This is a genomic window from Kocuria nitroreducens, from assembly GCF_042879195.1.
Taxonomy (GTDB): domain Bacteria; phylum Actinomycetota; class Actinomycetes; order Actinomycetales; family Micrococcaceae; genus Kocuria; species Kocuria nitroreducens.
The window spans coordinates 106,992-127,241 of record NZ_JBHZTC010000010.1; the positions used below are offsets into that span (position 1 = coordinate 106,992).

The window sequence follows — 20,250 nt, forward strand, 5'->3', positions numbered from 1 at the left end:
CCGTGCCGGCACCCGCGGAGCCCTCATCATTCCACGCACGGATCGGAGCGCGCTGAGAGGAGCCCCCTAGGCTGGGGAGCATGCTCCCCGCCCCGGTCCTGCCCCCCATCGACGACCTGCTCGCGCACGCGCACGTCGTCGCCCTGCCGATGCGGGTGCGCTTCCGCGGCGTCGATGTGCGGGAGTCGGTGCTCCTGCGCGGCCCCGCGGGGTGGGCGGAGTTCGGCCCGTTCCCCGAGTACGGGGACGCCGAGGCCGGCGCCTGGCTCCGCGCCGCGGTCGACGCCGCGTGGCACGGCTTCCCGGCGCCCCGGCGCACGCGCATCCCCGTCAACGCGACCGTGCCCGCCGTGCCGGCGGCCCGTGTCCAGGAGGTGCTCGCCGGGTTCGGGGGCGGGGTGCGCGCCGTGAAGATCAAGGTCGCCGAGCGCGGCCAGGGCCCGGGGGACGACGACGCCCGGGTCGCGGCCGTGCGGGCCCTGCTGCCGGAGGCCGAGCTGCGGGTGGACGCCAACGGCGGGTGGGACGTGCCCGCGGCCCTCGCGGCCCTGGAGCGGCTCGGGCGGCACGGGCTCGCATACGCGGAGCAGCCCGTGCCCACGATCGGGGGCCTCGCCGCCGTCCGGGAGGGCCTCGCCGACCGGGGTGTGCCGGTGCTCGTGGCCGCGGACGAGTCCGTGCGCAAGGAGGACGACCCCCTCGCGGTGGCCCGGGCGGGCGCCGCCGACCTGCTCGTGGTCAAGGCGGCCCCGCTGGGCGGAGTGCGCCGCGCCCTGGACGTGGTCGCGCAGGCCGGTCTGCCGGCGGTGGTCAGCTCCGCCCTGGACTCCTCGGTGGGCATCCGGGCGGGACTCGCGCTCGCCGCCGCCCTGCCCGAGCTCCCCTACGCCTGCGGGCTCGGGACCGTTTCCCTCATGCGGGCGGACGTCCTGAGGGAGCCGCTGCGGCCGGTGGACGGCGTGCTCGAGCTGCGGGACGCGGTCCCGGACCCCGTGCTGCTGGAGCGCCACGCGGTGTCCGCGGACCGGCGCCGGTGGTGGCTGGAGCGGCTGCGCCGCGTGCACGCCCTGACCGGGGCCGCGCCTCAGCCGTGAGCCACGTCCCCCAGGACCTCGGCCCGGAGCCGGTCCAGGTCCACGGGCTCGCCCTCGTGCAGCCCGTGGCGCCGGACCCACGCCCGGGCGGCGCGCCACACGTCGTCGCAGCCGAGCTCCAGGTCGGGGTGTGCGGCGCCGATCCGCGTCTGGGCCGTGTGCTCGGGGTCGTCGCCGGTGAAGGAGAAGACGGCCACGGGGCTGCAGGCGAGCCCCACCACCCCGCGGACGGAGGTGATGATCCGTCCGTGCAGGCAGTCCCCCGGGTGGAGGTCCCACGCGCGGTGGACGCTCAGGCAGTCCACGGCCGCACGCCGGTACCGGCGTGCGCCGGGCTCCTGCGGACCGGGTCCCCCGTGGTCCTGCGGGGACAGCAGCCCCACTTCTCGTTCCGTGTGCATCGCGCGCCTCCTTCGCCCGTGTCCGGACCGGCACTGCCGCCGCGGCACGGCCCGTGGTCGGACGGTGCAGAAGGAGGGGGGTCTTCCGGAGTTCCCGGTCACGGTCCGGGGCGCTGGACGGTTGGGACGGCCTGACGGCACGAGCATCCCAGAACCGGGGCGGCCGCGGAATCCACCGGCGCATTGTTTCTTTGAGTGAACTCGGCCGGGGACGGACGCGCTGACCAGGGGCGGGTCCGTCCCCGGCCGGTCACGGCCCGTTCACCCGCGGTTCGCGCCGCCGCCCCCGGGAACTCACCGGGCGGTGATGCAGTGGCAAGGCACATGTTCCCGGCCGCGGAGTCCCGCGGGCCTGATCCCCAGGGGGAGTCCCATGACCGAAACTGCCAGGCGCAACCTCCTGCCCATGCTCGGGCACGCCCGTGGCAAGCGCAGCCCCGTCACGTGCGAGCTCAAGTGCGGCAACGCCTGCGCCGGCCCGGCATGCAACACCTCCGGCAACGGCTACTTCCGGGACATCGCCGGCGCCGCGCTGTCCCGTCGTTCTGCCCTGGGCCTGGGGGCCGCGGCGGCCGTGACCATCGGCGTCGCCGGCGCCACCCCGGAGGCCGCTCAGGCCGCCGGCCGAGGGCGCTCCGGGCTCTCCTTCACGCCCATCGCCCCGGTGCCGAACACCGTGGACGACCTCACGGTCCCCGAGGGCTACGACTGGTCCCCGATCATCCGCTGGGGCGACCCCCTGTTCGAGGACACCCCGGAGTTCGACCCGGCGAACCTGACCGCCGAGGCGCAGGCCCAGCAGTTCGGCTACAACGTCGACTACCTGGACATCCTCCACGACCGGGGCGGACGCACCGGCGTGCTGGTGAGCAACCACGAGTACACCAACGAGGACCTCATGTTCCCTGCCGACCGGCGCGAGGACGTCCAGCTCGTGGCCCGCGTCGCCATGGCCGCCCACGGCATGTCCGTGGTGGACATCAGGCGCACGAAGTCCGGCCAGCCCTGGTCCTACGTCCGCGGCGGTGCCCGCAACCGGCGCATCACGGTCGCCACGCCGTTCACGATCGTCGGCCCTGCCGCCGGGTCCGACCTGCTCAGGACCAAGGACGACCCGACCGGGACCGTGGTCCTCGGGACGCTCAACAACTGCGCCGGCGGCACCACCCCGTGGGGGACCATCCTCTCGGGGGAGGAGAACTTCAACCAGTACTTCAAGGGCAACGACTCCGCCGAGCAGCAGCGCTACGGGATCTCCACGGACGAGCCGAGCCGGCGCTGGCACGAGGTGGACCCGCGGTTCGACTCCAGCCTGCCCGGCTACGAGAACGAGCCCAACCGGTTCGGCTGGATCGTCGAGCTCGATCCTCACGACCCCTCCTCGACCCCGGTCAAGCACACGAGCCTGGGCCGGTTCAAGCACGAGGGCGCCACCGTGCGGATCGGCGAGGACGGGACCGTGGTGGCGTACTCCGGTGACGACGAGCGCTTCGACTACCTCTACAAGTTCGTCTCCGCGAAGAAGTACGTCGAGGGCGACCGGGCCCACAACATGACCCTGCTCGCCGAGGGCAACCTGTACGTGGCGAAGTTCACCGGCGACACCGCGTCGGAGATCGACGGCTCGGGCCGGGTGCCGTCCGACGGCGCGTTCGACGGCTCCGGCGAGTGGCTTCCGCTCGTCGTGGACGGCGAGTCCGTGATCGAGGGCATGGCGGTCGACGAGGTGCTGGTGTACACCCGTCTCGCCGCCGACAAGGCCGGTGCCACCAAGATGGACCGCCCCGAGGACGTGGAGCCCTCCCCGCGCACCGGCAAGGTCTACATGGCGCTGACCAACAACACCGAGCGCGGCACCGAGGGCAAGGCCGGCCCGGACGAGGCGAATCCCCGGACCCAGAACCGCACCGGGCACGTCATCGAGCTCACCGAGCGGGACAACCGGGCGGCCGCCACCGAGTTCGACTGGAGCATCTTGATCGTCGCCGGGGATCCCGCCAAGGATTCCTCGACCTACTTCTCCGGTTTCCCGGCGGACAAGGTCTCGCCGATCTCCTGCCCGGACAACCTGGCGTTCGACTCGCAGGGGAACCTGTGGGTCTCCACCGACGGCCAGCCGGGCACGATCGGATACAACGACGGCCTGTTCCTCGTGGGCCTGTGGGGGAGCGACCGGGGCAACGTCCAGCAGTTCCTGGCGGTACCGCAGGACGCCGAGACCTGCGGCCCGGTGATCCACGACCGCGAGGGCATGGTTTACGTCAACGTCCAGCACCCGGGCGAGGACGGCACCTTCGAGGAGCCCCGCTCCTACTTCCCGGACTACGTGCTGCCCACCAGGCAGGGGGACGGCGAGTGGTCGGTGCCCCGCCCGTCCGTGGCCCAGGTCTTCACCGTCGGTCGCGGTGCGGAGCCCGAGTTCCCCGGCGCCGTCCACGACAAGCCGGGTCGCGAGCGCAACCAGCACCAGCGTCGTGCGAACGGGCAGCACGGTCCCCAGTACTGCGGCTACAAGGGCAAAGCGACCCCGGAGACGAAGAAGGCCGCCAAGGAGGCCCGTCGCACCTTCTGAACGCCCGCCGTCCTGTCCGGTCCCCGGTCCGCCCTCGGCGGACCGGGGACCGGTCCGTTGACGGGACTACCCTGGTCTCCTGTGACCACACCCTCCCTCGACACCGCCCGCACCGTCCTGGAGGTGCTCGCCGCCGCCGGGATGCGGCACCTCGTCGTGGCCCCCGGCTCCCGGTCCGCGCCGCTGGCCTACGCCGCGGCGGCCGCCCAGGCGGCCGGAGCGCTCGAGGTCCACGTGCGGGTGGACGAGCGCGGCGCGGCGTTCACCGCCCTCGGCATCGCACGGGCCACCGGCCGCCCGGCCGGGGTCCTCACCACGTCGGGCACGGCCGTGGGCAACCTGCTGCCCGCCGTGCTGGAGGCCGACCACGCCGAGGTGCCCCTCGTCGTGCTCTCCGCCGACCGCCCGCCGGAGCTGCGGGGCACCGGCGCCAACCAGACCACACGTCAGCCGGGGATCTTCGGCGACCACGTGCGGACCGCCGTGGACCTCCTCCCGGACGACGACGTGCCCGCCCGCCTCGCGGGAGTCCTCGACGCCCTGGCCGACCGTGGGCCGGAGGGACCCCGGCCGGGAGGACCGGTCCAGCTCAACGTGGCCCTGCGCGAGCCGCTGCACCCCGCACCGGAGGACGGCCCGGTGCTCGCGGCCCGGGCGCGGCTGCTGGCCGCCCGGACGGCGGCGCGGCCGGACCCGGGCCCGCGCGCGGTGGCGGCCGGACCCGTCCGCCCCCCGCAGCAGGACGCCGGAACGGCGCGCTCCGTCGTCGTCGCCGGGGACGGCGCCGGGCCGGACGCGGCCCGCTTCGCCGAGGCGTGCGGGCTGCCGCTGCTCGCGGAGCCCTCGTCGAACGCGCGCCGCGGCCCGCGGGCCGTGGGGGCCTACCGACTGCTGCTGGACTCCCCGCTGGGCCGGCGGATCGAGCGCGTGCTGCTCGTGGGCCGGCCCACGCTCTCCCGCCCGGTCGGGGCCCTGCTCGCCCGCGAGGGCGTCGCCACCGCGGCCGTGCGGCCCGCCCCCGTGGCCTGGTACGAGCCCGGGCGCCGGCGCGAACGGGTGCTCGCGAGCTGGGCCGAGGCGGCCGCCTTCACGGGCCGCGGCGCCCCCGGCTGGGCGGACGCCTGGTGCGAGGCGGGCACCGCCGCGGACGGCGCCGTCGCCGGGCTGCTCGCCGCCGAGCCGCCGGGGCGGGCCACCGGGCCGGCCGTGGCCGCCGCGGTCTGGGAGGCCTGCCGGCGGGACGGTGCCGTGCTGGTGGCGGGCTCCTCCAACCCGGTGCGCGACCTGGACCTGGCCGCCCGGCCCGGCCCCGGCTCCCCGCTCGTGCTCGCCAACCGGGGGCTCGCCGGAATCGACGGGACGGTGGCCACCGCCACCGGCGCGGCGCTCGGCGGCGGCCGGCCGGTCCGTGCCCTCCTGGGCGACCTGACGTTCCTGCACGACGTCTCGTCCCTGCTGCTGGGCCCGGGCGAGCGCGAGCCCGACCTGCAGCTGGTGGTCCTCAACGACGGCGGCGGAGGGATCTTCACCACCCTGGAGCACGGGGCGCTGGGGGAGCAGGAGGAGTACCGGGCGGTCGTGGAGCGGTTCTTCGGCACCCCGCACGAGGCCCGTCTCGACGCGCTGTGCGCCGGCTACGGCGTGGCCCACCGGCGTGCGGCCGGCGTCGCCGAGCTCGAGCAGGCGCTCGCCGTGCCCGTGCGGGGGCGCTCGGTCGTGGAGGTCGCGGTGGACCGGCGGGGGCTGCGGGACCTCCACGCCCGGATCCGGGCCGCCGTCGCCCACGCCACCGCGGAAGGCGCAGCCCGGGCCCCGGCTCGGGCCGCAGCTCAGGCCACGGCACGGGCGACCGCGGAGGGCGCCGCTCCGGCCGCGAACACGCCGCCGGCGAGCATGCCGGAGTAGACGGTGCCGGAGTGGACGATGCCGCCGGAGAACTGGCGGCGGCCGCAGAAGTCACTGGTGGCCCCGCAGACGAGCGAGCCGACGAGCACGACGATCGAAGCGGAGGAGCCCAGCAGGCCGACGGCGGCCGGCGCCGGGTTCCCGATCCGCGGGGGATCGGCGAGCAGGCCCGGCAGGACCACGCCCTGGACGACGAGGTCGTAGCCGCCGAGGGGCAGGGCGAGGCAGAGCACGAACGCCACGAAGCGGGCGGTCCGCTGCACGAGCTGCGGAGGAGGACGGGCCCGTCGTCCGGGGACGACGGGCCCGCACCGCACCGGGGTCAGTGCTCCGGTGCCTGCACCTGGGTGGGGTTGAGCACGCGGGAGAGGAACGCCTGGGTGCGGGGCTCGCGCGGGTTGCGGATCAGCTCCGCGGCGGGGCCCTCCTCGACGACCACCCCGCCGTCCATGAACACCACCTTGTCGGCCACGTCGCGGGCGAACTCCATCTCGTGGGTGACCACGAGCATCGTCATGCCCTCGGCGGCGAGGTTGCGCATGATGGCCAGGACGTCGCCGACCGTCTCGGGGTCCAGCGCGGAGGTGGGCTCGTCGAAGAGCATGAGGGACGGGTCCATCGACAGGGCCCGGGCGATCGCCACGCGCTGCTGCTGCCCGCCGGAGAGCTGGTCGGGGTAGCTGTCCGCCTTCTCGGCCAGGCCCACGCGGTCCAGGTTGCCGCGGGCGATCCGCTCGGCCTCGGACTTGTCCCGTTTGAGCACCTTGAGCTGGGCCACGGTGCAGTTCTCGAGGACGCTCAGGTGGGGGAACAGGTTGAACTGCTGGAAGACCATGCCCACGTGCCGGCGCATCAGGTCGACGTCGGCCTCGGGGTCGGTGACATCGAAGTCACCGATCGTGATCCGCCCCTGCTGGGGGGTCTCGAGCAGGTTGACGCAGCGCAGCAGCGTGGACTTGCCGGAGCCCGAGGGGCCGATGAGGCAGACCACCTGGCCGGCGCCGACGCCGAGGGAGATGCCCTTGAGGACCTCGAGGGAGCCGTAGGACTTGTGCAGGCCCTCGACGACGACGGAGGCCGCGTCCGCGAGGCCGTCGGCGCCGCCGGACCCGGACCGGGGAGTGGGGGAGGATGCAGTGCTCACAGTCAGGCTCCTAGGACTTCTTCATGCGGTCGGTCTTGGACTCGAAGCGGCGGGTCAGGATGCCCAGGGGCACCGTGATGATGAGGTAGCAGACGCCCGCCACCACCAGGGGCGTGAGACCCGCCCCGGCCCCCGAGATGGCCTCGCGGCCGTACTTGGTCAGCTCGTACTGGCCCACGCCCATGCCCAGCAGGTAGACCAGCGACGAGTCCTTGGTCAGCAGGATCACCTCGTTGGTCAGCGGGGGCAGCACGATCCGCAGCGCCTGCGGGATGACGATCGTGACCATCGCCCGGGCGTGGGACATGCCCAGGGAGCGCGCGGCCTCGTACTGGCCCTTCGGCACGGCCTGCAGGCCCGCCCGCAGCGACTCCGCGATGTAGGCGGCGGCCACGAGGCCCAGGGCGATCATGACCGTGACGTAGTGGTTGAAGCGGAAGCCGAACGCCAGCGGGATGCCGTAGCCGAAGGCGAGGAAGACCAGCAGGGCGGGGACACCGCGGAAGAACTCGATGTAGATCGTGGCCAGCCACCGGTAGGGCGCCACGGACGAGAGCTTCATGAGCGCGAGCACCACACCGCCGGTGAGGCCGACCACGAAGCCCAGGAGCGTGTAGATGAGGGTGTTCTTCAGCGCGACGACGATGATGCCGGGGAACTGCTGGGCCGCGATGTCCGGGTTGAACACCTTGTCGACCAGCAGCGGCCAGTCCGCGAGCGCGATCAGCGCGAGGGCGACGAGGATCAGGACGGCGTACTGGGCGCCGCGGGAGAGGCGTGCTCTCTGGTGCATGGTCATGGCCATGGAAGGGTCCGTTCTGGGTGGTACGGGCAGAGGACGGTGGCAGGGCCGGCGTCCCGGGTGCGGGGCGCCGGCCCCCGGGTCAGTTCTCCTGGACGGGGATCCACGTCTCGACGATCTGCTCGAGCGTGCCGTCCTCCTCGATGCGGTCCAGGGTGGCGTCGACCGCACCGAGCATCGCCGCGTCGCGCTGCGCCACGGCCACGCCGAGCTGGTCGTCGAGGTCCGCGGTCTCCTGGACCACGAAGTCCGGGTCGTCCTGGGCGTGCTGGGCGATCGCGGTGACGTCGTCGAGCACCGCGTCCACGCCGCCGGTGCTGAGCCCGGCGAACAGGGTGGTGGCGTCCTCGAACTGGACGGTGTCGAGGCCGAGCTCCCGGGCCTGGGTCTCGCCGACCGTGCCCTGCATGACCCCTACCCGCACCTGCTCCTCGCGGGCGGCGTCGATCGAGCCGACCCCGTCGTCGCCGTCGGTCACGAGGCCGACCTCGTTGTCGTAGTACGGGTCGGAGAAGTCCATCACGGTCTGCCGCTCCTCGGTGATGGACAGGGCGGAGATCGCGACGTCGCACTGGTCGGTCTCGAGGGCCGCGCCGGACTGGATCGACTCGAAGGCCAGCGTGACGTTCTTCATCTCCACGCCGAGGTCCTCCGCGATCTCCCGGCCGAGGTCCATGTCGAGGCCGACCATCTCGCCGCCCTCCTCCATCTCGAACGGCGGGTAGTTGGACTCCGAGCACACGGTGAGGAACCCGGACTCCACGAGGGCCACGGCCGAGGCCGCGGTGGCCCCCGCGGCCTCCCCGCCGCCGTCCGCGGCGTCCCGGGAGGGGCTCTCGGACGTGCAGGCGGTCAGGGCCAGGGCGGCGGTCGCGGACAGCGCCGCCAGGGCGTGCGCGCGGGACGGGCGGGTCGTCGGACGGGGCATGACAGGTTCCTCCGGTGGGAGCAGCGGGCGTCGGCGCGGTCGGGCCGGGCAGGGAGCCGGCTCTGCGGGGAGGTGACCCCGACCGCGTTCGGGGACCAGGATACGGGGCGATCCCCGCGCCGGGCTCAGCCGGCGGACAGTCCCGGGGTGGGCACGAGGCGCTCCGGCACCCCGGCGGCCCGCTGCCCCAGGGCCTGGAGCATGGGCCGCAGCTTCGCCCAGGTCTCGGCCAGCTCGGCCTCGGGGTCGGAGGCGGCCACGATGCCGCACCCGGCGTAGAGCCGCACCGTGCGCTCGTCCTCCTGCACCGCCCCGCGCAGGGCGATGCCCCAGTCCCCGTTGCCGGCCGCGTCGAGCCAGCCGACGGGGCCCGCGTACAGTCCCCGGTCCATCTGCTCCAGCTCCGGGATCGTGGCGGCGGCCACGGCCGTGGGCGTCCCGCACACCGCGGCGGTGGGGTGCAGGGCCTCGGCGAGCTCGAGGGAGGACGGGGGGTCCCCGGCCGGGCCCGGGCGCAGCGCGGCGGTGACGTCGGACGCGAGGTGCCACACGTTGGGCAGTTCGAGGATGAACGGCTCGGGGGAGGTCGTGACGGCGTCGGTGTAGGGGGCCAGGGACGCCTCGAGGGAGTCGATCGCGAACCCGTGCTCGTGCTGCTGCTTCTCGGACTCGCCGAGCACCCGCGCGGCGTACTGGTGCGGGTCCTCGTCCGGGGGCGCGGCGTCCCGGTCCAGGGTGCCCGCGAGCACGCGGGCGTGGGCGACGCCGTCGAGGACCCGCACCAGCATCTCGGGGGTGGCCCCCATCAGCCGGCCCGCGCGGTCCCCGCCGAAGCCCACGCAGTACGTCCAGCACTGCTCGTAGCGCCGGGCGAGGTCCCGGACCACGGACACGGCGTCCAGCGGGACGTCCGTGCGCGCCACGACGTCCCGGGCCAGCACCAGCTTCTCCATCCCGCCGGCGCGGATGCGCTCCACGCCGTCGCGCACCGCCTCCGTCCACTCGTGCTCGCCCAGCGTGCCGGAGGACAGCCGGACCACGGCCGGCGTCGCGGGCGGCCCGCTCGCGGCGGGCGCGCGTCCGGGGGCGGAGCCGACCCGGCGCAGCCAGGCGGCCGCGACGTCGTCGGTGCTGAGCACGAAGGGGGTCCCGGGGGCCACGGCCACCACGAGACTCGCCCATGCGACGTCGTCCCGGCGGCCCACGAGCAGCTCCGGGACGACAAGCCCGGAGTCCACGGCGGAGCCGGTCGCGAAGGTGAAGGCGCCGAAGGCCGCGAGCCCGGTCCCGGGCACCCCCACACGGTCCTCGACGTCGGCGGCGGCGGCCAGGTCGTCCCACCACACGCGGGCGGCCGTGAACCGGTCCGCGCCGCGCACCGTGTGCTCCGCGGCCCGCCCCCAGGCCACGAGACCGCGCCCGTCCACCGTCCAGGTGAGCAGGTCCGGCCCGACCAGCAGCTCCCGCAGGTCCGGGACGGCCGCGGAATCCGCGCCCAGCGCGGACAGCGGCACCGTGAGGGCGTGCAGCACGGGAACCGGCGGGACGGCTGCGGGCTCGGCTGCGGGGGCGGTGGGAGACATCGCCCACCAGTCTAAGCCGCCCGCCGGACAGCCCCGGGTCCCGCTGCCGCGGGCGCGGTCGGCCGGGAGGGCCCGGGCGGCGGCGTCGGGGCGAGGTGCGACAATGACCGGGTGAACCGAGCAGACCTGTCCAAGCAGCCGCACGAAGTCTCCGCCATGTTCGACGACGTGGCGCCCCGCTACGACCTCGTCAACGACATCCTCTCGCTGGGGCGGACCCGCGGCTGGCGCAGGGTCGTCGCCGAGGCCGTCGGCGCCGCTCCGGGGGAGAAGGTCCTCGACCTCGCCGCCGGGACCGGGACGTCGTCCGAGCCGTACGCCGACGCGGGCGTCGACGTCGTGGCCGCGGACCTCTCGCTCGGGATGCTCGAGGTGGGCCGCGCCCGCCGCCCCGATATCAAGTTCGTCCAGGCCGACGCCACGCGGCTGCCGTTCGCGGACGCGTCCTTCGACGCCGTGACCATCTCCTTCGGGCTGCGCAACATCCAGGACTACCGCCGCGCGCTCGCCGAGATGCTGCGGGTCGCCCGCCCGGGCGGGCGGCTCGTGATCTGCGAGTTCTCGACCCCCACGGCGGCCCCGCTGCGCACCGTCTACACGGAGTACCTCATCAAGGCGCTGCCCGGGATCGCCGCGCGCGCGGCGTCCAACCCGGAGGCCTACCAGTACCTCGCCGAGTCCATCGCGGCGTGGCCGGACCAGGAGGACCTCGCCGCCGAGATCCTCGCGGCCGGCTGGACCGGCGTCCAGTACCGCAATCTCACGGGGGGCATCGTGGCCGTGCACCGGGCCGTCAAACCCGCCGCGGACGCCCTCGCCCGATGAGGGCCCTCGTCCTCGGCGGCGGGCCGGCCGGCGCCACGGCCGGGTACTGGCTCGCCGCGCACGGGATCGACGTCACCGTCCTGGAGAAGACCGCGTTCCCGCGGGAAAAGGTCTGCGGCGACGGGCTGACCCCGCGCGCCGTGCGCGAGATGCGGCTCATGGGCCTGCCGCACGGACCGGAGCTCGGCTACGCCCGCAACCGGGGGCTGCGGCTCGTGGCTCGCGAGCGCAGCGTCGAGGTGCCGTGGCCCGAGCTCAGCGACTTCCCGCCCTACGGCCTCGTCCGCACCCGGATGGGCTTCGACGAGCACCTGGCCGGGCACGCCCGCGCCGCCGGCGCCCGGGTGCTCGAGCGCCGGGCCGTGACCAGGGTGCTGCGCGACGGCTCCGGCCGGGTCGTCGGCGCCCGCGCCAACGTCCTCGACGCCGCCGGGCGGCGCACCGGCGAGACCGAGGAGCACCGCGCCGACGTCGTGCTCGCCGCCGACGGCAACTCGTCCCGCACCGCGGTGTCCGCCGGGCTGCACAAGCGGGACGACCGGCCGATGGGGGTGGCGGTGCGCGCCTATTTCGAGTCCCCGCGCGCGGACCTGGACTGGATGGAGGGCTGGCTCGAGCTCACGGACGGCACCGACCCGCAGCGGGCGCTGCTGCCGGGATACGGGTGGGTCTTCGGCGTCGGGGACGGCACCGCCAACGTGGGGCTCGGGATCCTGGACACCTCCCCGGCGTTCGGGGCCCTGGACTACCGGAAGGTGCTCGCCGACTGGACCGCGTCCATGCCCGCCGAGTGGACGTTCGACGAGGAGCACCGCCGCGGCCGTGTGCTCGGCGCGGCCCTGCCGATGGCCTTCAACCGCACGCCGCACCACGTCCCGGGGATGCTGCTGCTGGGCGACGCCGCGGGCCTGGTCTCCCCGTTCAACGGGGAGGGCATCTCCAACGCGATGGAGTCCGCCCGTTACGCCGCCGAGCACGTCGTGGCGGCCGCGGCCGCCAACGGCCCGGCCCAGCGGGAGCTCGTGCTCGCCGGCTATCCCGACCGGGTCCGCCAGGAGTGGGGCGCCCACTTCACGCAGGGCCGGGTCCTCGCCCAGCTCATCGGCAGCCCTGCCGTGATGAAGGCCGCCGTGCGCACCGGCATGGCCGTGCCCGCGCTGATGCGCTTCGTGGTCCGGGTCATGACGGAGCTCTCCGACCGTCCCGCCGCCACGTGGGAGGACCGCGTGGTCTCGCTCCTGGACGCCCTGACGCCCGCGACCGGCAACACCCGCCCCCCGAAAACTCGCTAGAGTGGTGGACCGTGACTGAATCCTGCTCCTCGAGCGCCGACGGCCCCGTCACGGGGATCGGCAGCGATCAGGTGAAGCTGCCCGCCGGCTTCGACCTCATCGCGTCCGACGACCGGCTGGGCCCGGTCGTGCTGGGCTCGCTCGCCCGGATCGAGGAACGGCTGGACGAGGCGGTGCGCAGCGCCGACCACCTGGCCGACGTCACCTCCCGCCATCTGCTCCAGGCCGGCGGCAAGCGCGTGCGGCCCCTGCTGACCGTGCTGGCCGGGGAGATCGGGGGCGGCATCAACGACGCCGTCCTCGAGTCCGCGGCCGTCGTCGAGCTCACGCACCTGGCGACCCTCTACCACGACGACGTCATGGACTCCGCGCCCCTGCGCCGCGGCGTCGCGACCGCTCAGACCGTGTGGGGCAACTCGGTGGCCATCCTCACCGGCGACCTGATCTTCGCCCGCGCCTCGTCGATGGTCTCCGAGCTCGGCCAGCGCGCCCTCAAGATCCAGGCGGACACGTTCGAGCGGCTCGTGCTCGGCCAGCTGCACGAGACGGTCGGTCCGCGCGACGGGCAGGACCCGCTGGAGCACTACCTGGACGTCCTCTCCGGCAAGACCGGCTCCCTCATCGCGGCGTGCGGGCACTTCGGCGCGGTCCTGGCCGGGGCCGAGCAGGACGTCGTGGACGTCATGGTCGAGTACGGGGAGAAGGTCGGCATCGCCTTCCAGCTCGCCGACGACGTGATCGACGTGACCGGCGAGGACGAGGTCTCCGGGAAGTCGCCCGGCACCGACCTCCGCGAGGGGGTGCCCACCCTGCCGGTGCTCATCCTGCGCCGGATGGCGGGGGAGGGCGACGCCGAGGCGGTGCGCGCCCTCGAGCACCTGGACTCCGACCTCACCTCGGACGAGGCCCTGGCCCGGGCCGTGGCCGCGCTCTCGGGGCACCGGGCCACCGAGGAGGCGTGGCGGATCGCCCGGCAGTGGGCCGACGAGGCCATCGCGTCGCTCGAGCCCCTGCCGGACACGGTGGCCAAGCGCGCGCTCGTGGCGTTCGCGCACGCCGTCGTCCACCGCGAGGCCTGAGCCGGCCCCGCGACGTGGTCCCGGGCCGTCGACGCCCGGTGTGGTCCCGGCGGTCCCACGGGCTAGCCTGAAGCCGTCCCCAGACCACTTCCCGCACCCGAGGACGACCATGACCCCACAGTCCCCACCCGGCCGTGCCGCCGCGCCCCGCGAGGCGTTCTCCAGCCGCACCGTCTTCATCCTGGCCGCGATCGGCTCCGCCGTCGGCCTCGGCAACATCTGGCGCTTCCCCTACATCGCCTACGAGAACGGGGGCGGGGCGTTCCTGATCCCGTACCTCGTCGCGCTGCTCACGGCCGGTCTGCCGCTGCTGCTGCTCGAGTACGGCATCGGCCACCGCTTCCGCGCCTCGGCGCCGCTGGCCTACCGCCGCCTGCACCCCAAGACGGAGTGGATCGGCTGGTGGCAGATGGGCATCAGCTTCGTGATCGCCGTCTACTACGCCGTCATCCTCGGCTGGGCGATGCTGTACACCTACTTCTCGTTCGGCAAGGCCTGGGGGGACGACCCCGGCACGTTCTTCCTCTCGGACGTCGCGCAGACCTCCGAGGAGGTGGGCGTGGGCCTCGACTTCGTCCCCAACGTGCTGGCCGTCACGGCGTTCGCCTGGATCGCGCTGCTCGTGGTGCTGCTGCTGGGCGTGCAGAAGGGCATCGGCCGGGTGAACCTCGTGCTGATCCCGCTGCTGGTGCTGATGTTCGTCACCATCGTGGTCATCGCCCTGACGCTGCCGGGCGCGACCGACGGTCTCAACGCCTTCTTCACGCCCGACTGGGCGGCGCTCACGGACAGCGCCGTCTGGGTCGCCGCCTACGGCCAGATCTTCTTCTCGCTCTCGGTCGGCTTCGGCATCATGATCACCTACTCGTCCTACCTCAAGCCCAAGACCGACCTCACCGGCTCGGGGCTCGTGGTCGGCTTCGGCAACTCCAGCTTCGAGATCCTCGCCGGCATCGGCGTCTTCGCGGCGCTGGGCTTCATGGCCGGGGTCTCCGGGGTGGGCGTGGACGAGGTCGCCACCTCGGGCATCGGCCTGGCGTTCATCGCGTTCCCGACGATCATCTCCCAGGCGCCGCTCGGCACGCTCATCGGCGTGCTCTTCTTCGCGACCCTCACCTTTGCGGGCTTCACGTCGCTCGTGTCGATCGTCGAGGTCGTCGTGGCGGCCGCCCAGGACAAGCTCGGGCTGCGCCGGCGCACCGCCGTGGTGGCCGTCGTGGTGCCCATGGCGCTGATCTCCCTGGCCCTGTTCACCACCACCACGGGGCTGAACCTGCTGGACGTCACGGACAACTTCGTCAACCAGTTCGGCATCGTCGCCGCGGCGCTGGTGTCCATCATGCTGCTCACGGCCGGCTTCTCCGCGCTGCCCACCCTGCGGGACCACCTGAACTCGGTGTCCTCCGTCAAGCTGGGCCGCACCTGGATGGTCGTGGTCGGCGGGATCACCCCGATCATGCTCGGCTACATCCTCATCAACACGCTCACCACCACCATGGCGGACGGCTACGGCGAGATGCCCGCGTGGTACGTCAACACGTTCGGCTGGGGCACGGCCCTCGCGCTCGTCGTCGTCGCGCTGCTGCTCTCCCGGCTGCCGTGGCCGGCGGGGTCGGCGGCCTCGGACCTCAGCCCGTCACCGGCCATCGTCGACGCCTCCGTGGACCGGCGCCGGCTGCAGGGCGGCCAGCCGCTCTCGCGCTGGTCGGACACCGCCCTGCGCACCCCGGCCCTCGACCAGGACTTCTCCTACCGCTCCCTCGCCGAGGGCACGGCCGGTTCCGCGGGCCGGCACGCGGAGGTCCCCGTCGAGGAGACCGGCCGGGCGCCCTGGAGCTCCGGCGCCACGTCCAGCACCACCGGATCCCAGGAGGACCCCCGATGACCACTTCCGCCATCATCATGCTCATCGTCGCCGTGTGCACGGTGTGGGGCGGCTTCATCGCCGCCGTCCTCCACCTCCGGCGCACGCCGGAGGTGGAGGAGAACGACCAGGGCTTCGGCAGCGACGACTACGCCCGCACCACCTGAGCCGGGCCGCGTCCCGCCCCGGGACAGCAGGAGGCCCCCGGCGCCGCACGGCGCCGGGGGCCTCCTGCGCCTCGGCCGGGTCCCCGGCGGGGATGCCCCAGTGGTCCGGCGGCCGGGGCCGGTCGCCGGACCACTGGGTACCGGACCCCGGCCCCGGACCGGACCCCGGCCCCGGACAGGTGCACGGGGCTCAGGCGCGGCGGACCCTCGGGGCGCGCAGCGCGTCCAGCACGAGCATCAGCACCGCCAGCCACACGAAGCCGAAGCTCACCCAGCGCACCACCGGCATCTGCTCGCCGAGCACGAGCACGGCCAGCAGGAACTGCATGATGGGCGTCAGGTACTGGATCATCCCCACGGTGCTCAGCGGCAGCCGGCTGGCCGCGGCGCCGAAGAGGATCAGCGGCACGGCCGTGATCACCCCGGCGGCCAGCAGCAGCACGGTGTGGCCCGTGCCCTCCGTGCCGATGGTCAGCGCACCGTCCGCGGACAGCACCGCCACGACCACCGCGGCCACGGGCGTCAGTGCCATCGTCTCCACGGTCAGGGTCACGATGGCGGGAAAGGAGCTGCCCACCCGGTTCTTGACCAGCCCGTAGAGGCCGAAGGAGAAGGCGAGGCCGAGGGAGAGCCAGGGCACGCTGCCGTAGAAGACGGCCATCACCACGACGGCGACGAACCCCACCCCGACGGCCGCCCACTGCAGCCGGCGCATCCGCTCCCGCAGCACGACCACGCCGAGCAGGATGGCCACGATGGGGTTGATGAAGTACCCCAGGGAGGCCTCGATGGTGTGCCCCGTGGTCGTCGCGAGCACGTAGAGGAACCAGTTGATCGCGATGAGCAGGCCCGCGAGAGCGAGCGCCGCGAGGGTGCGGGGGGAGTGCAGCACCCGGCCCAGCGCGCCCAGCTGCCGTGTGAGGGCCAGCAGCGCCAGGCAGAACACCAAGGAGAAGAGCACGCGCAGCGCCACGATCTCCAGGGGGCCGGCCGGGTCCAGGACGACGAAGTAGAGGGGCAGCAGGCCCCAGATGCCGTAGGCCCCGAAGCCGGCCAGCAGACCGGCCCGGGTCCTCGACTGCTCGTCGGGATCCGGGCCGGGTGCGGTGTTGTATGCGGTCACGCTCGAGAGTACCGCCGGGGATCAGAGGCCGAAGAATCGGCTGAAGAAGCCCTTCTTCCGCTCGCCCTGCTCCTCCTCGGCGGTCTCCTCGCCCTCCACCACGGGCTCCGTCCCGGCGCCGCCCGGGACACCGGGGCCCGCCACGACCTCGTGCTCGACCTCGCGATCGGTCTCCGGCGCCGCGACGGGCTCCCGGTACTGCGCGGCGGCGGGCTCGGGCGCCTCCTCGGGGGCCGGCCGGACGGGCTCGGGGCCGGGCACCACCGTGGTGCTCACGCGGCCCGGACGCACGTCCCGGTCCGAGGGCTCCTGGTCGAACGGGAGGTCGGCCTCGGAGGCGCCGGCGTGCGCGGCGGCCGGCTCCTCGGCCTGACGGGGCTCCTCGACCGGCTCCGGCTGCGTCCGCGCGTGCTCCGTCTCGACGAAGTCGGGCACCTCGATCGGCTCGGGCTGCTCCTGCGGGGCCTCCTCGGGCACCGGGGTCTCAGCGGGAGCCGCGGCGCGCCGCGGCTCGGCCTCCTGCCGGGCGGCCGTGGCCTCGGCGGCGGCGCGGTCCGCGCGCAGGGTGGCGGCGCGGTCCCGGGCGTCGGCCACCAGGTCCTCCAGGATCTCGGGACCCACGGCCGGCTCGGCGGGCTCGACGCCGGAGATCTGGTGGTCGTCGAACCAGAAGCGCTGCGCGCCGTCCCGCACGGTTACCACGCACGTGGCCTCGGTGTCCCACTCGATGTGGGCGCCGCGCAGCTTGGCGTAGGAGTCCACGGCGAGGTTGTGGTCCACCGCCGTGTCCGTGGTCAGCGCTTCGGCGATGACCCGCATCATCCGCTCCACGGTGAGCTCGGGCAGCTCGAACTCGGGCCCGTCCAGCAGCAGCCACGCGGTGACGCCGCCGCCCGCTCCCGCGGGGTAGTGCGCGTACACGCCCGTCACCGCCTTGGCCGCCAGGGTCAGCCGGCGGGCCAGGCCCTCCGCCACGGGCAGCTCGTCGGTGGACAGCTCCTCCACGCCCAGCCGCTCCCCGGCCCCGCGAGCCTGGACCGCGGCGGAGACCACCTCGGCCGGGAAGTGGCCCAGCTCCTGCCAGGACCAGATCCAGGACCCGCGGGAGGTGGACTCGGTGCCCAGCAGGTAAGGGGTGAGGGTCACGGGGGGCTCGGTCTGCAGGGTGAACGCCGGCGCGGAGAAGTCGACGTCCCACCCGGCGCCCTGGGTCAGCTCGGCCAGCCTGGCCTGGTACTCGGTGGAGATGAAGATCGACTCGTCGATCAGGTCCTGCAGCGTTTTCGTCATGCGTCCAGGCTAGCAACCCTCGCGGGTGCGGGAGCGTCACGGCGGGCGTCGGCCTGGGCGCCGGCGGGGAGCGGGGCGGCCGCTCCCCGCCGTGTCCGGGGACCGCATGGGTAGGGTGGGGACGAGACCTCCGGGGACCGGAGACGCCGCGTCCGGCCCCGCGCCCGTCCCGTGACCACCACCATCCGAGCAGGCCCCTCGCGGGCCGGGAACGAGCCACCGCATGAGCGAGACCCCCGTCACCCCGACCCCCGGACCGGCCCGGCAGGAGCTGCTGAACACGATTGGCTCGTGGGTGCTCTCCGTGCTGCGCACGGAGCGGGGGTGGGACCGGATGGTCGTGGACCTCAAGGTTCAGGGCGGGCGCGTGCACCTGCGCGTGCGCGAGCAGCGGGGCCAGGAGGTGGTGCCCGGCACCGCGGGGCCCATCAAGGAGGACAGCGCCGTCATCCCCGCCGTCGAGCAGCTGCGGGAGAACGTCCACGTCCCGGGGCGCGGGACGTGGTTCACCGCCACGGTCGTGATCCTCGCCGAGGGCTGGCCCGAGCCGACCCACCGGATCGGCGGGACGTACGACCTCGACGGCGAACCGCGCCCGTGGGGGACCGAGGGGCCGTTCACGGCCCAGGACGTCCTGGTGCACCTCGAGCGCTTCCCCCGCACCCGCGCCCGGATCCCCGCCTGGGCCGCCGAGCTCGCCCAGCGGGACGGCCTCGAGCTGCCCGTCCTCGACCCGGGCGCCGAGCAGCAGGACGACCCCGAAGGGGTCGTCCACCCCCTGGTGCGGGCGGCCGTCGACCGGTTCGTGAGCGCCCCGGACAACCAGGCGATGATCGAGGTCGTCCGCCAGTGCATGGCCGGCTCCCTGCTGCTGGACGTCACGGCGAGCGACCTCGTGGAGGGTCCGAGCGGGGAGGCCGTGGGGCCGGAGTCCACCCTGCGCGTGCAGACCCTGGGGGAGCCCGACGGCACGCGGTCGCTCGCCGCGTACACCTCGGCGGCGGAGGCCCAGGCCATGTTCGACCGCCACCACCCGGACGGCGGCAGGCCCGTGCTGCTGCGCGAGTCCACCGTGAAGGTCCTGAGGATGCTCGCGGACGACCCGCAGCACGACCACCTGGTCATCGACCCGGCACGCCGGGGCTGCCGGATCAGCCGGCCCCAGGTCGAGTGGGCGATGCGGGCGCCGCACAACGACGCCGTGAAGACGGCGATGCTCGAGAACAACATGTCGCAGCTGCTCGCCGGGCTCCTGGCTCCGGACGCGGTGCTGCTGCTCGGCGCGCGCGTGCAGGACGGGCAGGCCGTGCCCGTCTACGCGAAGCCGCGGGAGGAGGGCACCGTGCCGGACACTCTCATGCTGTTCACGTCCGCGCCCGAGATCGCCGTGCTGGACACCACCCTGGAGGTCCGCTCCGCACCGGCTCGCCAGGCGCTGCGCTTCGCCCTCGACGCCGGCGCGCAGAAGGTCAGCATCAACGCGCACCCTCCGGTGGCCACGCTGACCGCCGACCAGCTCCGGGACCTCCTGGCCCTCGTGGAGAAGGAACCGGGACAGGCGGCGTCCTCGGAGGGGGAGTCAGGACAGGGTCCGGCCGGAAGCTGAGACCGGGCGGGCCGGTCAGTCCGCGGGGGAAGAGGCCTGCTCGGCAACCGGTCCGGCCGCGAGGCAGTCGGCGCAGATCCCCTGGTAGACGACGTCGGCCGTGAGCAGCTGCATGCCGTGGTGCTCGGAGGGCGTGAGGCACGGGGTGTGTCCGACGGCGCAGTCGACGTCGGCGACCGTACCGCAGCGCACGCAGTACGCGTGGTGGTGGTTGTCCCCCGTGCGGGTCTCGTACAGGGCCGGCGACGCGGGCGGCTCGAACTTGCGGAGCATGCCGACGGCCGTGAGGTCGGAGAGGACGACGTAGACGGACTGGAGCGTGATCGCCGGCAGCACCGTGCGGACGTCCGCGAGGACCTCGTCGGCGGTGGAGTGCGGGCGGCGGTCCACCGTGTCGAGGACGGCCAGCCGCTGCTTGGTGACGCGGCGGCCGTGGGAGCGCAGCAGGTCCGACCACGCGGCGGCCCGGGCGGTGTCCGGTGCGGGGCGTTCCGTTGTCTGCATCCCTCCACCGTAGCGTTATCACGATGAACTCACAATAGCGGGGCAGTTCCGCCCTCGCTGCGTTTGCCATG

General features: G+C 74.2%; 18 protein-coding genes. 9 read left to right on the top strand and 9 right to left on the bottom strand.

Annotated features, from left to right (window positions below):
- Nucleotides 1-80 precede the first annotated feature (80 nt).
- Nucleotides 81-1,094, top strand: coding sequence for an o-succinylbenzoate synthase (locus ACFYE1_RS08880; RefSeq protein WP_387741943.1), 1,014 nt, complete (start codon nt 81-83; stop codon nt 1,092-1,094).
- Here the strand turns inward: ACFYE1_RS08880 and ACFYE1_RS08885 are convergent.
- Complete coding sequence (locus tag ACFYE1_RS08885) at nt 1,085-1,495, bottom strand: hypothetical protein (protein WP_387741944.1); 411 nt, start codon at nt 1,493-1,495, stop codon at nt 1,085-1,087. The genes ACFYE1_RS08880 and ACFYE1_RS08885 overlap by 10 nt on opposite strands.
- Nucleotides 1,496-1,868: 373 nt before the next feature.
- On the opposite strand from ACFYE1_RS08885, the gene ACFYE1_RS08890 reads away from it, so the two are divergent.
- Nucleotides 1,869-4,067 carry a PhoX family protein gene (locus ACFYE1_RS08890; RefSeq protein ID WP_387741946.1) on the top strand — a complete coding sequence of 733 codons (2,199 nt, stop codon included), beginning with the start codon at nt 1,869-1,871 and terminating at the stop codon, nt 4,065-4,067.
- Nucleotides 4,068-4,208: 141 nt separating this feature from the next.
- The gene (gene menD, locus ACFYE1_RS08895) at nt 4,209-5,972 is read left to right on the top strand and encodes a 2-succinyl-5-enolpyruvyl-6-hydroxy-3-cyclohexene-1-carboxylic-acid synthase (protein WP_449274636.1); all 1,764 of its coding nucleotides are present in this window, start codon (nt 4,209-4,211) and stop codon (nt 5,970-5,972) included.
- Here the strand turns inward: menD and ACFYE1_RS08900 are convergent.
- The 5 genes from ACFYE1_RS08900 to ACFYE1_RS08920 form a co-directional block, all read right to left on the bottom strand.
- A complete protein-coding gene (locus ACFYE1_RS08900) occupies nt 5,897-6,235 on the bottom strand; it encodes a hypothetical protein (RefSeq protein WP_387741950.1) in 339 nt (112 codons plus the stop codon). The genes menD and ACFYE1_RS08900 overlap by 76 nt on opposite strands.
- A gap of 59 nt (nt 6,236-6,294) precedes the next feature.
- Nucleotides 6,295-7,116 carry an amino acid ABC transporter ATP-binding protein gene (locus ACFYE1_RS08905; protein WP_387741951.1) on the bottom strand — a complete coding sequence of 274 codons (822 nt, stop codon included), beginning with the start codon at nt 7,114-7,116 and terminating at the stop codon, nt 6,295-6,297.
- A gap of 10 nt (nt 7,117-7,126) precedes the next feature.
- Complete coding sequence (locus ACFYE1_RS08910; protein ID WP_387741953.1) at nt 7,127-7,921, bottom strand: amino acid ABC transporter permease; 795 nt, start codon at nt 7,919-7,921, stop codon at nt 7,127-7,129.
- A 79-nt stretch (nt 7,922-8,000) separates the two neighbouring features.
- A complete protein-coding gene (locus tag ACFYE1_RS08915; RefSeq protein ID WP_387741955.1) occupies nt 8,001-8,846 on the bottom strand; it encodes an ABC transporter substrate-binding protein in 846 nt (281 codons plus the stop codon).
- Between the two features lie 125 nt (nt 8,847-8,971).
- Entirely contained in the window at nt 8,972-10,429 is a 1,458-nt protein-coding gene (locus ACFYE1_RS08920) for an isochorismate synthase (RefSeq protein ID WP_387741957.1), read from the bottom strand.
- A 111-nt stretch (nt 10,430-10,540) separates the two neighbouring features.
- Here ACFYE1_RS08920 and ACFYE1_RS08925 point away from each other — a divergent pair, with 111 nt between their 5' ends.
- The 5 genes from ACFYE1_RS08925 to ACFYE1_RS08945 all read left to right on the top strand — a co-directional run bounded on the left by ACFYE1_RS08925 (nt 10,541) and on the right by ACFYE1_RS08945 (nt 15,656).
- Entirely contained in the window at nt 10,541-11,254 is a 714-nt protein-coding gene (locus tag ACFYE1_RS08925) for a demethylmenaquinone methyltransferase (RefSeq protein WP_387741958.1), read from the top strand.
- On the top strand, nt 11,251-12,546 hold the full coding sequence (locus tag ACFYE1_RS08930; protein WP_387741960.1) for a geranylgeranyl reductase family protein: 1,296 nt from the start codon (nt 11,251-11,253) through the stop codon (nt 12,544-12,546). Before ACFYE1_RS08925 ends, ACFYE1_RS08930 begins: the two co-directional genes overlap by 4 nt.
- 71 nt (nt 12,547-12,617) lie before the next feature.
- Complete coding sequence (locus ACFYE1_RS08935; RefSeq protein WP_387741984.1) at nt 12,618-13,625, top strand: polyprenyl synthetase family protein; 1,008 nt, start codon at nt 12,618-12,620, stop codon at nt 13,623-13,625.
- Between the two features lie 109 nt (nt 13,626-13,734).
- Entirely contained in the window at nt 13,735-15,510 is a 1,776-nt protein-coding gene (locus ACFYE1_RS08940; RefSeq protein WP_387741962.1) for a sodium-dependent transporter, read from the top strand.
- On the top strand, nt 15,507-15,656 hold the full coding sequence (locus ACFYE1_RS08945) for a methionine/alanine import family NSS transporter small subunit (protein WP_387741963.1): 150 nt from the start codon (nt 15,507-15,509) through the stop codon (nt 15,654-15,656). The genes ACFYE1_RS08940 and ACFYE1_RS08945 overlap by 4 nt, the downstream gene beginning before the upstream one ends.
- Nucleotides 15,657-15,846: 190 nt before the next feature.
- Here ACFYE1_RS08945 and rarD read toward each other — a convergent pair whose 3' ends face one another.
- Both rarD and ACFYE1_RS08955 read right to left on the bottom strand, forming a co-directional pair.
- Nucleotides 15,847-16,779, bottom strand: coding sequence for an EamA family transporter RarD (gene rarD / locus ACFYE1_RS08950; protein ID WP_387741965.1), 933 nt, complete (start codon nt 16,777-16,779; stop codon nt 15,847-15,849).
- 21 nt (nt 16,780-16,800) lie between these two features.
- Complete coding sequence (locus tag ACFYE1_RS08955; protein WP_387741966.1) at nt 16,801-18,069, bottom strand: DUF6882 domain-containing protein; 1,269 nt, start codon at nt 18,067-18,069, stop codon at nt 16,801-16,803.
- A gap of 223 nt (nt 18,070-18,292) precedes the next feature.
- On the opposite strand from ACFYE1_RS08955, the gene ACFYE1_RS08960 reads away from it, so the two are divergent.
- Nucleotides 18,293-19,675: an SseB family protein gene (locus ACFYE1_RS08960; RefSeq protein WP_387741968.1), complete on the top strand. Its 1,383-nt coding sequence runs from the start codon at nt 18,293-18,295 to the stop codon at nt 19,673-19,675.
- A gap of 15 nt (nt 19,676-19,690) precedes the next feature.
- Here ACFYE1_RS08960 and ACFYE1_RS08965 read toward each other — a convergent pair whose 3' ends face one another.
- Entirely contained in the window at nt 19,691-20,179 is a 489-nt protein-coding gene (locus ACFYE1_RS08965; protein WP_387741970.1) for a Fur family transcriptional regulator, read from the bottom strand.
- Between the last annotated feature and the right edge of the window lie 71 nt (nt 20,180-20,250).

What these genes read in the sequence shown, in the direction of transcription:
- ACFYE1_RS08880 (WP_387741943.1), top strand. Translation starts at nt 81, where the DNA reads ATGCTCCCCGCCCCGGTCCTGCCCCCCATCGACGACCTGCTCGCGCAC.
- ACFYE1_RS08885 (WP_387741944.1), bottom strand. Translation starts at nt 1,495, where the DNA reads ATGCACACGGAACGAGAAGTGGGGCTGCTGTCCCCGCAGGACCACGGG.
- ACFYE1_RS08890 (WP_387741946.1), top strand. Translation starts at nt 1,869, where the DNA reads ATGACCGAAACTGCCAGGCGCAACCTCCTGCCCATGCTCGGGCACGCC.
- menD (WP_449274636.1), top strand. Translation starts at nt 4,209, where the DNA reads ATGCGGCACCTCGTCGTGGCCCCCGGCTCCCGGTCCGCGCCGCTGGCC.
- ACFYE1_RS08910 (WP_387741953.1), bottom strand. Translation starts at nt 7,921, where the DNA reads ATGGCCATGACCATGCACCAGAGAGCACGCCTCTCCCGCGGCGCCCAG.
- ACFYE1_RS08915 (WP_387741955.1), bottom strand. Translation starts at nt 8,846, where the DNA reads ATGCCCCGTCCGACGACCCGCCCGTCCCGCGCGCACGCCCTGGCGGCG.
- ACFYE1_RS08920 (WP_387741957.1), bottom strand. Translation starts at nt 10,429, where the DNA reads ATGTCTCCCACCGCCCCCGCAGCCGAGCCCGCAGCCGTCCCGCCGGTT.
- ACFYE1_RS08930 (WP_387741960.1), top strand. Translation starts at nt 11,251, where the DNA reads ATGAGGGCCCTCGTCCTCGGCGGCGGGCCGGCCGGCGCCACGGCCGGG.
- ACFYE1_RS08940 (WP_387741962.1), top strand. Translation starts at nt 13,735, where the DNA reads ATGACCCCACAGTCCCCACCCGGCCGTGCCGCCGCGCCCCGCGAGGCG.
- ACFYE1_RS08945 (WP_387741963.1), top strand. Translation starts at nt 15,507, where the DNA reads ATGACCACTTCCGCCATCATCATGCTCATCGTCGCCGTGTGCACGGTG.
- ACFYE1_RS08955 (WP_387741966.1), bottom strand. Translation starts at nt 18,069, where the DNA reads ATGACGAAAACGCTGCAGGACCTGATCGACGAGTCGATCTTCATCTCC.
- ACFYE1_RS08960 (WP_387741968.1), top strand. Translation starts at nt 18,293, where the DNA reads ATGAGCGAGACCCCCGTCACCCCGACCCCCGGACCGGCCCGGCAGGAG.
- ACFYE1_RS08965 (WP_387741970.1), bottom strand. Translation starts at nt 20,179, where the DNA reads ATGCAGACAACGGAACGCCCCGCACCGGACACCGCCCGGGCCGCCGCG.